Source organism: Fibrobacter sp. UWH4 (assembly GCF_900142475.1).
Classification (GTDB): Bacteria; Fibrobacterota; Fibrobacteria; order Fibrobacterales; family Fibrobacteraceae; genus Fibrobacter.
Genome location: NZ_FRAY01000004.1, coordinates 72,644 through 87,606, shown reverse-complemented (window position 1 = coordinate 87,606; position 14,963 = coordinate 72,644). Strand labels below are relative to the sequence as shown.

Genomic DNA, 14,963 nt, shown 5'->3' with positions numbered 1-14,963 from the left:
AAATTTGGCGCCGTCCTAAGAACGGAGTGCCCATGCCCAATATACACGCCAAAGAATCCCTCCAGAGTTTCCTCGCTGGCGTCAAGACGACCATCACCCCTGAACTTTTCCGCACGGTACGCAGGGGCTATAGCAAGAAAAGCTTCATCAGCGACCTGATGTCGGGCCTCATCGTGGGCATTCTCGCACTTCCGCTTGCGATTGCGTTCGCTATCGCTTCGGGCGTGGGTCCGGAACGGGGCCTCTACACGGCCATCATCGCGGGCTTTGCGATTTCTTTCCTGGGCGGTTCCCGTTTCCAGATTGGCGGTCCCACCGGTGCTTTCATCGTGATCGTTTACGGTATCGTGAGCCAGTACGGTTACGACGGCCTCGCTTCGGCGACGCTCCTGGCCGGTATCCTCCTGATTATTTTCGGTCTCGCTAAATTCGGGGCCATCATCAAGTTCATTCCGTTCCCGGTGACCGTGGGCTTTACCGCCGGTATCGCGATTATCATTGCGCTTGGCCAGGTGCCGAACTTCTTCGGGCTCCGCTTTTTGGCGAAGGACCCGGCCGATGCCGTGGGTAAGATCAAGCTTTACGCTTCTTCGCTCGATACCATCAACATTTATGCGGTGATTGTGGGCCTCGTGGCGCTCGCCGTCTGCATCTTGTGGCCGAAGATCACCACGAAAGTCCCCGGTTCCCTGATAGCGATTATCGTGGCGACGGTCATGGTGAAGGTTCTCGGCTGGGACGATCCGATTACGGGCCACGGCGTGGTGACCATCGGCATGAAAAACCACATCCCGAGCGGTTTCCCGATGCCGCACCTGCCGAACATCAGCCTCGAAATGATGCAGAAGGTGTTCCAGCCTGCTTTGACGATTGCTATTCTCGGTGCAATTGAATCGCTTCTTTCGGCAGTGGTGGCTGACGGTATGACCTCGACCAAGCACCGTTCCAATACCGAACTTTTTGGCCAGGGTGTCGCGAATATCCTTTCGCCGATTTTTGGCGGTATCCCGGCCACGGGTGCCATCGCCCGTACGGCGACCAACATCCGCAACGGTGCCGTGAGCCCGATTTCGGGCCTGGTGCATGCGGTGGTGCTTCTCCTTATTATGCTCGTGCTCGGCAAGTACGCCGAAATGATTCCGATGGCAGCCCTTGCCGCCGTGCTTTTCCAGGTCGCTTTCAACATGTGCGGCTACCGCAGCTTCATCAAGATGTTCAAGGCTCCGAAGAGCGACGTCATCGTGATGCTTGTGGCCTTCTTCCTCACGGTGATTATCGACCTGACTGTCGCGATTGAAGTCGGCGTTCTCCTTGCTGCGGTGCTCTTTATTAAGCGCATGAGCGACGTTTCCGAAATGGAAACGGTGACGGAAGCCCTCAAGGAAGACGACGAAGAAGCCGCCCACAACGATCTCAGCCGCCAGGTGCCAAAGGGTGTGGTGGTGTACGAACTCGCCGGTTCCCTTTTCTTTGGTGCGGTGGACAAGTTCAAGGATACCATGGCCCGCATCTCGGACAAGCCGAAGATTCTTATCCTGCGTATGCGTAGCGTGTCTAGCATCGATGCCGCCGGTATCCAGATGATCGAAGACTTGCTGAACCGTTGCAACCGCGAAGGGACGCAGCTCTTGCTTTCGGGCGTGCATGCTCAGCCGGTGGTGGCGCTTACCCGTGCAGGCGTCCTCAAGCAGCTTGGCGAAGAAAACGCCCTCGGCAATATCGATGCCGCCCTTAACCGTGCCCGCGAACTCCTCGGCCTTCCGATTGTCGATACCTCGCACGAAGTGCAGCAGGCTCCGACGGTGTCCTGGGAAAAGAACCTCGACAAGCCGTGGATGCCCGAAGAATCGAATGCCGCTGTGGCCGAAGAAACTCCGGAAGTCATCGCCGAAAAGATGATGGACGAACCCGTCGTCAAAATCGAAGAAAAGTAATCCCGCGCACCGCAGCCTGTCATCCTGGACCCTTGAAGGGGGGGGGACGGGATCCAGTGCAGAACTTGCCGAACATTCTTAATGTGACGGAAATCTCAGTGTGATTTCCGTCTCTTTAATTAAGGGTTGACAAAACATACATTTAAGGCATGAAAATCAAGAACATAGCTGTACAAGAAAAAAATGAACTCTTTTTCTTTGACTTCGCAGTCAAGTACATTCTGGCTTTCAGCGCCGTTCTCCTGACTCTCCTCAAGTTCGTATAGACGAAATAAACAAAAAGTCCGAATCGCTTCTTTGATTTTGTGCTTTTTTTTGTTATATTTTGTTTGTATTTTTATGAGGAGGACAAATGCGTTTGAAATATGCATTTTCTTTAGTTACAGCGGCTGCCTTGCTTGCAGCTTGCGATAGCACCGTCACCAACACCAACGACGATGCAAAGGCCGAAGGCAACATTACCATCATGGTGGTGGACAACCATTCCGGAGCTGCTCTTTCCGGTGCGACAGTCTATTCCGTGACCGACGACAAGGCGGTTGTGGGCGACTCCCTGGGCCGTTCCGTGTGGAAAAAGCGTGCCTTGGGCGACCACAGCTTCCAGGTATCCAAGGATGGTTACGCCACCGTTCATACGCAGGTGACTCTTGCCGAACAGGGCCAGGGCGATGTTCCGCGCGTGGGCGATGTCGTCCAGACGGTCCCGATGTACAAGTCCGGCGTGCTGGCCAAGGGTATCGTCCTGTATAACGACGACAAGGGCAAGCTGAATGCCGCTTCGAAGGTTACCGTTTACGCCAACCTGCCCCCGGAGTTCGTTCCGAGCGAACTTTCTACCCAGACCAACGACAAGGGTGAATACACCTTCGACAACCTTCCCGAAGGTGTAGAAATCGCCATTTCCGTGGGCCAGGAACTCATCGACTCCAAGAAGTATGTGGGCGATGCAGTGCATCCTATCGGTGGCGCCTCCTATAGGTCTGGCGACCTGATCAACGTGGGGGCGATCAATCTCGTGAAGACTGCAGCCCAGATCGTCAAGGTGGCTGACAACACTTCCGAAATCGATACGGTTTCCGACGTGACCTTCACCTTTGCCGCCGAACTGGAAGCCGACTCGGTCAATGTTTCCAAGTGGACTGTCACGAAGGGCGGTAACGATGTCCTGGTGACTGTCGCCCTGAGCAGCGACAAGCGTACTGTGTCCGTTTCTCCGTATACCGAAAAGTGGACCAAGGGTGCAACCTACAGTGTCCGCGGTACGGTTTATTCCGTAGATGGCTCATCTTCGACGGTGAGCGCCTCCTTTACGGTTGGTGGCGGTTTTACGAGTAGCAGTGCAAGACCGGGTAATGTCGATGGCCTCAAGATTACGGAAGATCCGGATTACACCTATTACATTCACCTTTCCTGGAACGAGGCTAAGGGCGACGTCTATCGCTACAACATCTACCTCAAGACGAACCTGGTCAACGATTTCGCCTTCTATACCAGCACGGCGGACACGACCTACAGGATCGACCTGGATGACTTCTCCTCGAGTGTTACGGATGTTTACTACATCGTTCTTCCGGTGAATGACGATGGCGTAGAAGCCGATATCGCCGGTGCAAGATCTGTGAAGTATACCATTGAATAAGTTCCTCAGAAAGGGAACCTTTTAACTCCTTGGCCCGCCGATTTTCTTCGGCGGGTTTTCTGTATAAAAAGTCCGCCGGCAATCAAACAGATGCTGGCGGATCTATTTATGGAATGTGCCTGTCCGGACTTTGTTGGAACAGGAATTTAAAGTTCGTCGTTTTCTTCGGAAGAGGAACTTTCAGCGGTGCTGGAACTGGATTCCTCGTCATTCTCGGAGGAAGAACTTTCCGCGGCGCTGGAGCTGGAATTTTCGTCTGCCTCGGAGGAAGAACTTTCTTCTTCGCTGGAACTGGATTCCTCGTCTGCCTCGGAGGAAGAACTTTCTTCTTCGCTGGAGCTGGATTCCTCGTCTGCCTCGGAGGAGGAACTGTCAGTTGATGAGTCTGCCGAATCTTCGCTGGAACTGGAATCTTCGTCGAATTCGGAGGATGAACTTTCTTCGTCGATGGACGAGGAACTCTTGGGAGTGACAATGGCGTCGTCTTCGTTGAAAACGGCCTTCGAACTGGAACTGGCGGTCTCGTCGCGGCGAACACTGCTAGAGGAAACCTGCTTATCTTTTTCCCAGCCGATTTCGACCCATTCGCCGTTTTCGCAGCGGTAGTAGCTTCCCGTGGCGAGAACCTGCTGGGTTTCACCGGCCTTGTTGCATACTCCGAGTTCGCTCACGGTCTTCACAATGCCTTCGGGCAGCGGTTCCGATGCCGCAGTGGAGGTTCCACTATCGCTGTCGCCGCAAGCCGCAAGAATCGCCATAGATGCCATGGATGCGCCCAAAAACGCTTTTTTCATCCTGTTCTCCTTTTCAATTCCCAAAAAGTGTCTTAATTTGTAGTGAAAATATATAAAAATTGAGATAAAAAATCTAAAAAGCCCGCCTTGAGCGGGCTTCAAGTTCGTAAAAATCGGTGATTTTACAGTTCTTCCACGGCTTCGGCGCGGAGGTTCTGCACGATGTGGTCCTGACGCTGCGGCGTGTTGTTGCCCATGTAGTAGGCGAGCATCTTGCCGAACGAGGCATCGGGCGGAAGCACCACCGTTTCGAGGCGCATGTCTTCACCGATGAACTGGCCGAATTCTTCCGGAGAAATTTCACCGAGACCTTTGAATCGAGTGATTTCGAGACCGGTCTTGCCGATTTCCTTGGCGGCCTTGTCGCGTTCCACTTCGTCGTAGCAGTACTTGGTCACCTGCTTATTACGCACGCGGAAAAGCGGCGTCTGCAGAATGAACAGGTGCTTCTGTTCCACCAGCTCGGGGAAGAACTGCAAGAAGAAGGTCATCAGCAAAAGGCGAATGTGCATACCGTCCACATCGGCATCGGTCGCGATAATCACCTTGTCGTAGCGGAGGTTTTCAAGACCGTTTTCGATATCGAGTGCGTGCTGCAGCAGGTTGAATTCCTCGTTTTCGTATACCACCTTCTTGGTCATGCCGAAGCTGTTGAGCGGCTTACCGCGCAAGCTGAACACGGCCTGCGTCTGCACGTTTCGGGCCTTGGTAATGGAACCCGATGCAGAGTCACCTTCGGTAATGAAGATCATGGTTTCGCGGTTCAAGGCGTTCTTCGTGTCGGTCAGGTGAATCTTGCAGTCGCGGAGCTTGCGGTTGTGCAGGTTCGCCTTTTTCGCGCGGTCGTTCGCAAGCTTCTTGATGCCCGCGATTTCCTTGCGTTCGCGTTCGTTCTGCGTAATGCGGTTTAAAAGTGCCTTTTCGGTTTCGGGGTTCTTGTGCAAGTAGTTGTCGAGCTGCGAGGCCACGTAGTCTACAATCCAGGTACGCAGCTGGGCGCCGCCTGGAGCGACCGTTGTCGAGCCGAGTTTGGTCTTGGTCTGCGATTCGAAAACCGGTTCCTGGATTCGCACGGAGATGGCGCCGATAATGCAGTTGCGCACGTCGGCCGGGTCCAGGTCCTTCTTGAAGTGGTCGCGGGCGCCTTTCACAATGCCTTCGCGGAAGGCCTGCTGGTGCGTGCCGCCCTGGGTGGTATGCTGGCCGTTCACAAAGCTGTAGTAGTGCTCGCCGTACTGGTTGCCGTGGGTAAAGGCAACTTCGATATCGTTTGCCTTAAAGTGAGCCACCGGGTAACGGATAGAATCGTCCACGTGGTTCTGCAACAGGTCCAGGAGCCCGTTCGGGCTGTTGTAGGTCTTGCCGTTCATCACGAGCGAAAGCCCGTTGTTCAGGTAGGCGTAGTTCCAGACCTTTTCTTCCATGTAGCCAGGCAAGAATCGGAAATTCTTGAAAATGCTAGCGTCCGGTTCGAAATAGATTTCGGTACCGTTCTTTTCGGTGGTGTTCTTCTCGCGTTCTTCGCGGACAAGCTTGCCCTTGCTGAATTCGGCTTCCTTGACGCGGCCGTCGCGGAAACTTTTCACGATAAACTTGGTCGAAAGCGCGTTCACCGCCTTGGTACCCACACCATTCAAGCCCACGGATTTCTGGAAGGCTTCGGAGTCGTACTTACCGCCGGTGTTAATCTTCGATACGCAGTCGATGACCTTGCCCAGCGGAATGCCGCGGCCGTAGTCACGTACGCGGGCGCTGTGGTCTTCGATGTCAATAATAATCTGCTTGCCGGCACCCATCACGAATTCGTCGATGGAGTTGTCGATAATTTCTTTCACCAGCACGTAAATGCCGTCGTCTGGGCTGTTGCCGTCGCCGAGCTTGCCGATGTACATACCCGGACGTTCACGGATATGTTCGTTCCATTCCAGTGTTCTAATGCTGTCTTCGGTATACTTTGCTGCTGCCATAGTAATTAGAAACTCTCTTTTTTCCAGCCTGTCATGCCCGACGGTCCTATCGCCTCGTTGAGGCTCCAGGATGACAGGGCATCTCCAGTCTAGTAGAAATTTGTTTTATACTAAAAATTTTAGACGATACAAAGATAAACATTTTTTTTGACATTTTTGTGACAAAACCTGTTTTAGGCCCCCTTTATTTTGCTATTGTTGGCTCATGCTTATACGAACAAATTTGGAAAAAATCTTTTTCGCCATACTTTTGGCATTCCTTTGCATCACAATCGGTAAGGATTGGTACGATTTCTATACATGCGGCGCAGTGGGGCGGTGCATTTCTGCGGCAGGGCAGATGCAGTATATTACGAAGTTTGTCATGTCGTCGTGCCTGACTGTTCTTGCCTATCTTATGGCGAATAGGGCCTTTTGTGCTCGCGATGGACGTTTTCTGCGCCTGGCCTATTGCTTCTCGCTACTGGCTGATTTCGGATTCAGTGTGTTCAATATCATTTTCCCCGATAACGGGTCTTTGAGTACGGTACTCGGCATAGGCTTTTTCATGGTGTTCCAGACGATTCTCATTTACAGGCATACCCGTCAAGACGAACAAGACAAGAGTTTCCCGAAGGTGTTCTGGATTATCGTTGCCCTCGCGGCTCTTTTTGCCGGACTCGCTGTCGCAGGAATCATCGGCGCTATTGTTGCCGAAGTGCTTGTCTATGGCGGTTTTGTCATCACCTCGATGGTTGTCGGTATTCTGGCTCCCCGTAAGGCCTATTTCCCAAAGAAGAACGCTCTCTTTATCCGCTGGGGTGTAGTAGCTTTCTTTATAGGGGATGTTCTTGTCGGTTTGTCGATGCTTTCTGGTGAAGACCATAGTGTACTTCAGCTGATTTCGTGCATTGCGAATAATATGATCTGGCTCGCTTATGTTCCTGCTCAGTTGATGTTGATTCGCGGAGCCGCCAAAGAATAGTTTTTTCTATTTTTGGGTGCGTGATAGAATCCCTTTCAGAATTTATTACGTTTGCCCGTAGCGAAACGCTCAACCTCTTCAGCAAGGCTGAAGGGGGCGCAATTCATGTAAACGGGGCGACGGTCCCGGCAGCAGCCATGATGGTGGCCTCACGGTTCCTTAAAAAGCCGAACCCGATTCTGGTGGTGGCCAAGGATTACAAGAGCGCCGAGAACTGGGTCGAAAATCTGGAAGGGTTGCTGGGCGAAGATTTTGTCCGGTTTTTCCCGTCGATTGGCTTGAAACCTTACGAAAAGAAGGTGCCGTTCGAAGGCGTTGTCGAAGAACGCCTCAAGTTTTTCCGCGATGTAGAGGGCGCGAATCCTTTTGTAACGGTTTGTCCGCTGGATTCGTTCCTGATGCGGCTTCCGGCACCGCATACGGTGATGAAGGATTGCCTTGAACTCAAGGTGGGCGGTGTTGCCGAGCCTTCGTCGCTTCGCCCCTGGTTCCTGGATCACGGATTCGTGGAACAGCCTGTGGTTTCGGGGGTGGGCGAGTTCTCCATTCGCGGATGCATTGTCGACGTAAACTGCCTTCTGTACCCGCATCCGATCCGTATCGAATTCTTTGGCGACGAGATTGAATCAATCCGTAGCTTCGACATTTTCTCGCAGCGTTCCGTAGAGACCATGAAGTCGGTGAAGCTTTTCCCGATGGGCGAGTTTACCGTCAAGGAACATGAGGCCGCCTGCTACAACGGCGACCTTTCGGGGCTCTGGTGGCACCGCGGGCGTTACCAGACGCTGAATTCCAGCTTGCTTGACTATTTGCCGAAGGCTTCGTTGGTGTTTGAAGAACTTTCGCTTTTGTCTGAGAATGCGGCTAGGTATTATGTGAACTGCGAGAACACCTTCAGGGAAGTTCGCGAGGTCGATACCGAAGCGGTGGACCCGGCGCATACCTGGTTCAAGATGGGCGAACTTTTGCGCCAGTTTGTGGGCCGTACCTCGATGGATGTTTCCCGCGTGCAGCTCAACGACGGCAACAGTCATGAGCTGAATTGCAAACCGCAGGATTTCTCGTCGAACGGAACCGATTCCGTGGCCAAGGAAATCGAGGAATTTACCGCCCGCGGCGGAACCGTTTACGTGGTGGCTCCGACGGCGGGTGCGCTTGGGCGCATCAAGCAGATGCTCGAGGGCTTGCCGGTCGAAGACTACATTGTCGGCAACATGTCCGAAGGCTTCTGGCTCGAAGATGACGGAATCGCCTTCCTGACCGAAACCCGCATTTTCAACCGTCATTCGAACAAGACCCGTAAACGCAAAATAGCGGGCTCCGTTTCAAGCGCCCTGATGATAGAATCGCTGAACCGCGGCGATTTCGTTTCGCACGAAGATCACGGCGTGGGCAAGTACTTGGGGCTTGTGCGTGTGAACGTGAACGGCGGCATGGTTGACTGTGCCTTGCTGGAATACGCCGGCGGAGACAAACTCAAGTTCCCTGTAGCGGACTTGCAGAAGATTGAACGCCTCGACACGCAAGAAACCCCTCCCAAGTTGGATAAATTGGGCGGCAAGGCCTGGGAAAACCTCAAGGAGCGCGTCAAGAAAAAGGTCATTCAGATTGCGCGCGAACTGGTGGAACTTTATGCCAAGCGCGAACTGGTGGAAGGCTTCGATTTCCCGCCCGATGGCAAGCTGCAGAAAGAATTTGAAGACGCCTTTGAATACGACCCGACACCCGACCAGGTGAAGGCTACCGAAGATATCAAGCGCGATATGGAATCGCGCCGCCCGATGGACCGCCTGATTTGTGGCGATGTGGGCTTTGGTAAGACCGAAGTCGCCATGCGTGCGGCGTTCAAGTGCGTGGTGAGCAAGAAGCAGGTGGTGCTCCTGGTGCCGACGACCATTTTGGCGGCCCAGCATTACGAAAACTTCATGGACCGATTTGCCGGTTTCGGCGTGAACATTGCGCTAGTGAACCGCTACAAGAGCGCCAAGGAAAAGAAGGAAATTTTCAAGCAGGTGAGCGAAGGCAAGGTTGACATTTTGGTCGGTACGCACAGCCTGCTTTCCGAAAAGAACCAGTTCAAGGATCTGGGCCTTTTAATCATCGATGAAGAACAAAAGTTTGGCGTGAAGCAGAAGGAAAAACTGCGTGAAATGCGCCTCGCGGTCGATACGCTCAGCATGAGTGCCACACCGATTCCGCGTTCGCTCCACTTGAGCATGACGGGCGTGCGCGATATTTCGCTGATTAATACGCCGCCCATGAACCGCCTGCCGGTTGAAACCAAGCTCATGAAGCGCGACGACATGGTGATTAAGCAGGCCATTGAAGACGAACTGGCCCGTGGCGGCCAGGTGTTCATTGTGAACGATCGCGTTCAAAGCATTTATGAACTGGCGGACGATATTGAACAGCTCGTGCCTGAAGCGCACATCGGTATTGCCCACGGGCAGATGAACGACCGCGACCTCGAAAATGCGATGGAAGCCTTTATTTCGCGTAAGTTCGATATCCTCGTCAGCACGAGCATTATTGAATCGGGCTTGGATGTTCCGAATGCGAATACCATTATCATCATGAACGCGCATCACTTTGGCATTAGCCAGCTTTACCAGATGCGTGGGCGCGTGGGCCGCAGCAGTGTGCTTGCAAAGGCGCTTTTGGTGATTCCCGCGAAGAACGAAATCTCGGCGGAATCGATGCGCCGCCTGAAGGCGCTTGAACAGTTTACCGATTTGGGTAGCGGTTATCAGCTGGCCATGCGTGACTTGGAAATCCGCGGGGCAGGCAACTTGCTCGGCCAGGAACAGCACGGCTTTATTGCCGAAGTGGGCTTTGAAACTTATGTGCGCCTAGTGCGCGAGGCGGTGGAACAGCTGCGCGGCGGTCCGTCCGAAAAGCCGATTCAACCCCGTGTGGAACTCGGCGTAGACGCTTACCTCCCCGAAGACTACATTCAAGATGGTCTCACTCGAATTTCGATGTACCAGCGGATTTCACGCGTAACGCATACCGACGAAATTGCAGGGCTTGCGCAGGAACTCGCGGATCGTTTCGGGCCTGTGCCCGAAGCCGCCAAGATGTTGCTGCTGGTGACCGAAATCGGGCTCTTGGCGGGGCGGCTCCGCATTCAGGGCCTGGTACAGCGCAAGGGAATGCTTGCGGCCACCTTCGTGGAATTTCCGCCGCCCGATCCGCGAATCATCAGCGAGATGTATGCGAATACGCAGTTCCCCATGCGCATCATGGGCGGCTCGCCGCTGCAAGTCGTGATTGAACTCGGTAAGGGAAATGCCGTGGAACTCGCCGAAAAGGCGCTCAAGGAATTCCGCGCCTTTGCGGTGATCAAGGCTGATTCGACGGTGGTGAAAAACTTGAATTCTTCTGCCGCGTCATCCTCTGACCGTTAGTTTATTTCTTGAGTAAACGGCTCGTTTCTTCGAGATGCTCCATCAGAACGTCTGCGATTTTTTCGACGGATTCGTTCTTGAGCAGGTTGGTCGCGATAAAGGTTTCGTCGGCGTCCGTCTCGAAACGAATCTGTTCTTCCGGAATCTGCGGAATGGCATCGAGAGTCGCTTTCTTGTGGAAGGAATCCTGGTGCAGCGAGAAAATCGGATTCAGCCCCTGTGCGGAGCGGACAACTGAAATGTCTCCGCCGAACCGGTGGAAAATCGCATGAATCTTCGGGGCGCGTTTCCGCGTCTTGATGTTCGACTTTTTACCGGGGTAGCCGCATTCGTTCAGAATCTTGATGATGCGCCCGTAGTCGCCGACACAGTGAATTTGCAAGTCGCGGTTGTAATCGCGTGCAAGTTCCACCTGGCGCCGGAAAGCCAATTCCTGAAGCCCCGGTTTTCCGTTGTCATCGGCATACCCTTCGTAGCGCTTGTCGAGTCCGCATTCGCCGACCCCCGCTTCAGGGTAGTTTCCTAGGAGCGATTCCAGACGCTCCCAGTCCGCTTCGGTAACGTTGCCGACAACCATCGGGTGAATCCCGTAGCTGCGGGTGGAACCTTCGAAAAGCCTTTCGTCCATCTTCTGTAGAATTTCCCATTCCCGTGGCTCGCAGGCGACCGCATTGAAGTGAAGACCTCGCTTCAGGAGAGTCCTTGCGAGTTGTTCCGGGTTCGAAATTCTAGCCAAATGAAGGTGAAAGTCGTTCATACCCTTAATATATACTGGAAAAAGTGCTTTTATATAGATAAATGCAAAAAACTTCTTGTTTTTTTGATAAAAAAAGCCTAATTTAAGGACATAGTGTATTTTTGCGTTAAAAAAGGAGTTTTTATGCGCGATCTTTTGGAAAAAGCCTTGAATAAGGGTCTTGGTGTTTCTTTTACGACCGAAGGTGGTTTTGCCGTTATCCGCATTACCAAGGGGGCCGATGTCGTTGCGTCCTGCAGCCTCGGTTCGGCCGATTTCCGCACCAGCGTCGAAGACTCCCTGCAGTCACTTCTGCTCGACCTGGAACGTAAAGGAATCTAGTTCAGAATTTGGAATTCAGAGTTCGGAATTTGCAAAAAAAGACTCGCTTTCCGCGAGTCTTTTTGTTTTATAGAGTATAGCCAGCTCGGTCTTTTTAGTTAATGCGGCCGACCAGGTTACCCGAGATCATGTAGTCCTTGGTGCTGCCGTAGCTGTGGAAACCGGCAGACAGGCTGAAGCGGTCGGTGAAAGCCTTTTCGAGGTAGATAGCTCCCAGGACGTCCTTCACATGCTTGGCTTCGAAGTTCACGAAGTCCTTGTGTTCGTGACGGTCGCCGACATATTCAGCTTCGATGATGATGCGGTCAACCACCGGAGTGTAGAAGGCGAGACCACCGGTCAACGGAATCACCAGGTCGTCGGCCATGTCCATCAGGGCGGCTTCGGCGAAGAGGTTCACTGCGTTCGTGCCGAGCGGGAGGTTTGCCTTCAAGGAAGCGTTGTGCTTGATGTCGGCCTTGCTGTCGTAAACGGCGTCGAACAGGTTGCTACGGTAGGCGAGCTGGACCTTCAGTGCGGAGATACCGGCGAGGTCATGGAAGTTGAATGCGGCGCGGATGTCACCCTTGTTCAGGTTTTCAGACTTGCTGATCAAGGAAATGTAGGCGGACATGTTGTCGGTCGGAATGAAACCGAATTGCAACTGGTTTTCAGGAGCCTGAGTGGAAAGGAATCCGTTCAGGTAACCGTCAATGTAGCCACCGAAGTAGTCACCGCTCTTGTCGGTGTTGTCCCAACGACCGACCTTGAAAGTGAACAGGTCGGTTTCCTGCATGGCCCATGCTTCGTCCAGCGAGAAATAGTCATCGCTGTACTGGCGGGTGCCTTCGCGGAGCTGTTCCTTCTTCACGTCCTTGTCGGTGTTGCCGTCGGCGGGTCTCAGGTCGCCGGGGTAGAAGGCGACTGCAATCTTGCCCTTGAAGTCTTCGGCTTCGGCGAGCACGGCAAAGTTGGCTTCACCGTTCCAGGTTTCGAGGTTGTCGCTCATTTCATCGTCTTCGCTGGTCCAGAGAACCTTGCCGGCTTCCAATTCAAAGTCGGCGTTGATGTCGAAGTTGATCTGGTTCACCGTCATCACGGCGTTCTGGATCATTTTTTTCTTTTTGCGCTTTTTCTTCTTGGCGGGCTTCTTTTCGGGTTCAGCGGCGGCCACTTCAGCAGGGGCCTTTTCTTCAGCCTTTTCTTCGACCTTTGCTTCGGTCTTGGCTTCTGCCTTGGGTTCTTCCTTGGCAACTTCTGCGGGGGCGGCTTCGGCTGCCGGTGCTGCGGCCTGTTCGGCCGGCTGTTCAGCTACGGGTTCTGCCTTGGCTTCTTCTTTGGCCGGGGCTTCAGCGGGAGCAGCTGCTTCTGCTGCCGGAGCGGGTGCTTCTGCTGGGGCTGCAGCGGCTTCAGCAGCGGGTGCTGCGGCCGGGGCTGCGGCGGGAGCTTCTGCAGCCGGGGCTTCTTTTGCCGGAGCTGCTGCGGGGGCGGCTGCTTCAGGGGCGGCAAAGACTGCTGCGGCCATGATGCAGGAGGCGATAAACATTTTCTTCATATAAGGAACTCCTTTATGTATTCCACGGGAATAATTTTAGTAAAATTATCTTTCACTTGTTGTTTCTTGTGATAATTTTAGATTAAAAAGTTAATTTTACTGCCACAAGAGGTTTATTTTGAAAAAGATTCTTATTTCCGTTATTTGTTTGGCTCTTTTCGCATCGTTCTCTTTCGCCCAGGAATCGCTGAGCGTTTATAAGAAAAACAGGGGGCAGATTGACGAAAACACCCCCGTAGGCTCGCTTCTGTTTACCGACTATATCAAGGAACTCCCGATTCCGATGGATTCCGTCAAGAAGGTGACCGTCGTCAAGGAAAAGGTCGTTGTCAAGGACAAGAAGGGCCGTGTCAAGAAGGACAAGAAAGGTAATCCAAAGACCAAGATGCAGCGCAAGCGTGTGGTGACCTGGGAAAAGGTTCAGCCTTCGGAACCGCCGCGTTTCGTGCCGATCCAGTGCAAGTTGGGCGAAGTCTGGGTCAAGCGTGCCGATCTGGCCCGTTTCAAGCAGGCCTCCTTGGACTTGAGTGGCGAGTACGCCTCCTCAACCGGAAGCGTTATCCTGAAAAAGTCTCCGACCAACCCGCGCTATTTCTCGTTCACCATCCAGAATGGTCCGTTTGGCGGCCGTGCCGAGCTCGAAGCGAGCAACGTGGAACTGCGTGAATCTAACGGCCATGCCCGCCTGACTTATACCGAAGACGGTTGTACCGTCGATATCGCCATCGCCGACCGCAAGGTGCGCGTGGCGCAGAGGGGCTGCTCCGAATACAACGTCGGCAACTACAAGCTCGAAGGCGAATATAACACCTATAAAGGGAACCGCCGTGTCGTCGAGACCTTCAATATGCCCGAACAGAGCTTCAAGTACAAGAAGTACCTGTGGTGCGGCAGCGGCTTCGACAGCTGCGAAAAGGTGAAGGATGACAACGGCACCGTGACTATCACCTGGAGTAAGGACGGCAACGGATTCATCGAACGCGCCGCGGGTGAAGATTCCCATATTTACAGGCCGTTCGAACACGTGATTCCGCACAAGCGCGACTTCTATAATGGCGAAAAGCCCTTGGCCATCAAGACCAAGCGTACCGATATGGCGGGCGAGTGGATGATCTGGTATTTCTATCCGCAGGCGCAGCGTTTCAAGATGGTGCGAGCCGGCATGCGCGAAGATACCGCCTATATGGAAATCTATGAATAAGGTGCTTGAACAGTCCCGGATGATGTTCCTGGACTCAGGGGTCCTGGTGCGTCTGCTGCAGATGCATCCGGATTACTATCCCGTGATTTCGGCGGTGCTGGATAGCGCCTACGAAAAGAATGCGACGATTCTCGTTTCGCAAATTACTTTGTTTGAACTTTCGCGTAAGGCGTATGCTGCGGGCGAGGGTGTCCTTGCGAGGCAGTACCGGGAATTTTTTGAATATTCACGGAACGTCAAGCCCTGCGATATCAATAGCGAAATTGCGGTCAAGGCTGCCGAAATCCTGAACCAGTCCGCAAAGAACGGCAATGCCCTTTCAACGGAAGAGTCCCTTCGCCTTGCGACGGCGTTCGTCTGCGGTGCAGACTGCTTCTTGACCGATCAGGGTAAGTTCCACGACCTGACGGATGTCCCGGTCGTGACGCTAGATGAAATTGTCTAA

At 53.4% G+C, this 14,963-nt stretch carries 11 protein-coding genes; 7 read left to right on the top strand and 4 right to left on the bottom strand.

The genetic code is table 11. From position 1 onward, the window contains the following. Positions 1-32: 32 nt before the first annotated feature. Positions 33-1,934, top strand: a complete 1,902-nt coding sequence (locus tag BUA93_RS08370; RefSeq protein ID WP_072978718.1) for a SulP family inorganic anion transporter — start codon at positions 33-35, stop codon at positions 1,932-1,934. Between the two features lie 352 nt (positions 1,935-2,286). Then, the gene (locus BUA93_RS08360; RefSeq protein WP_139257901.1) at positions 2,287-3,573 is read left to right on the top strand and encodes a hypothetical protein; all 1,287 of its coding nucleotides are present in this window, start codon (positions 2,287-2,289) and stop codon (positions 3,571-3,573) included. Between the two features lie 146 nt (positions 3,574-3,719). On the opposite strand, the gene BUA93_RS08355 is transcribed toward BUA93_RS08360, so the two are convergent. Next, positions 3,720-4,367, bottom strand: coding sequence for a hypothetical protein (locus BUA93_RS08355; protein ID WP_072978715.1), 648 nt, complete (start codon positions 4,365-4,367; stop codon positions 3,720-3,722). Positions 4,368-4,489: 122 nt separating this feature from the next. After that, the gene (locus BUA93_RS08350) at positions 4,490-6,334 is read right to left on the bottom strand and encodes a DNA topoisomerase IV subunit B (protein ID WP_072978714.1); all 1,845 of its coding nucleotides are present in this window, start codon (positions 6,332-6,334) and stop codon (positions 4,490-4,492) included. 223 nt (positions 6,335-6,557) lie between these two features. Between BUA93_RS08350 and BUA93_RS08345 the strand changes: the two genes are divergently transcribed. Together BUA93_RS08345 and mfd are read left to right on the top strand one after the other, a co-directional pair. After that, positions 6,558-7,298: a hypothetical protein gene (locus BUA93_RS08345; protein ID WP_072978713.1), complete on the top strand. Its 741-nt coding sequence runs from the start codon at positions 6,558-6,560 to the stop codon at positions 7,296-7,298. Positions 7,299-7,318: 20 nt separating this feature from the next. Further along, positions 7,319-10,705, top strand: coding sequence for a transcription-repair coupling factor (gene mfd / locus BUA93_RS08340; RefSeq protein ID WP_254793909.1), 3,387 nt, complete (start codon positions 7,319-7,321; stop codon positions 10,703-10,705). Position 10,706: 1 nt separating this feature from the next. On the opposite strand, the gene BUA93_RS08335 is transcribed toward mfd, so the two are convergent. Next, positions 10,707-11,462, bottom strand: a complete 756-nt coding sequence (locus tag BUA93_RS08335; RefSeq protein ID WP_072978712.1) for a TatD family hydrolase — start codon at positions 11,460-11,462, stop codon at positions 10,707-10,709. A gap of 123 nt (positions 11,463-11,585) precedes the next feature. Between BUA93_RS08335 and BUA93_RS08330 the strand changes: the two genes are divergently transcribed. After that, entirely contained in the window at positions 11,586-11,783 is a 198-nt protein-coding gene (locus BUA93_RS08330) for a hypothetical protein (protein ID WP_072978711.1), read from the top strand. Between the two features lie 94 nt (positions 11,784-11,877). Here the strand turns inward: BUA93_RS08330 and BUA93_RS08325 are convergent, their stop codons facing one another. Continuing rightward, positions 11,878-13,317, bottom strand: coding sequence for a hypothetical protein (locus tag BUA93_RS08325; RefSeq protein WP_072978710.1), 1,440 nt, complete (start codon positions 13,315-13,317; stop codon positions 11,878-11,880). Positions 13,318-13,435: 118 nt separating this feature from the next. On the opposite strand from BUA93_RS08325, the gene BUA93_RS08320 reads away from it, so the two are divergent. Both BUA93_RS08320 and BUA93_RS08315 read left to right on the top strand, forming a co-directional pair. Further along, positions 13,436-14,518, top strand: coding sequence for a hypothetical protein (locus BUA93_RS08320; protein ID WP_072978709.1), 1,083 nt, complete (start codon positions 13,436-13,438; stop codon positions 14,516-14,518). Then, positions 14,511-14,963 carry a type II toxin-antitoxin system VapC family toxin gene (locus tag BUA93_RS08315; protein ID WP_072978708.1) on the top strand — a complete coding sequence of 151 codons (453 nt, stop codon included), beginning with the start codon at positions 14,511-14,513 and terminating at the stop codon, positions 14,961-14,963. The genes BUA93_RS08320 and BUA93_RS08315 overlap by 8 nt, the downstream gene beginning before the upstream one ends.

Bases quoted from the DNA above. Each gene is read 5' to 3' on its own strand.
- BUA93_RS08370 (WP_072978718.1), top strand. From the start codon at position 33: ATGCCCAATATACACGCCAAAGAATCCCTCCAGAGTTTCCTCGCTGGC.
- BUA93_RS08360 (WP_139257901.1), top strand. From the start codon at position 2,287: ATGCGTTTGAAATATGCATTTTCTTTAGTTACAGCGGCTGCCTTGCTT.
- BUA93_RS08355 (WP_072978715.1), bottom strand. From the start codon at position 4,367: ATGAAAAAAGCGTTTTTGGGCGCATCCATGGCATCTATGGCGATTCTT.
- BUA93_RS08350 (WP_072978714.1), bottom strand. From the start codon at position 6,334: ATGGCAGCAGCAAAGTATACCGAAGACAGCATTAGAACACTGGAATGG.
- BUA93_RS08335 (WP_072978712.1), bottom strand. From the start codon at position 11,462: ATGAACGACTTTCACCTTCATTTGGCTAGAATTTCGAACCCGGAACAA.
- BUA93_RS08330 (WP_072978711.1), top strand. From the start codon at position 11,586: ATGCGCGATCTTTTGGAAAAAGCCTTGAATAAGGGTCTTGGTGTTTCT.
- BUA93_RS08325 (WP_072978710.1), bottom strand. From the start codon at position 13,317: ATGAAGAAAATGTTTATCGCCTCCTGCATCATGGCCGCAGCAGTCTTT.
- BUA93_RS08315 (WP_072978708.1), top strand. From the start codon at position 14,511: ATGAATAAGGTGCTTGAACAGTCCCGGATGATGTTCCTGGACTCAGGG.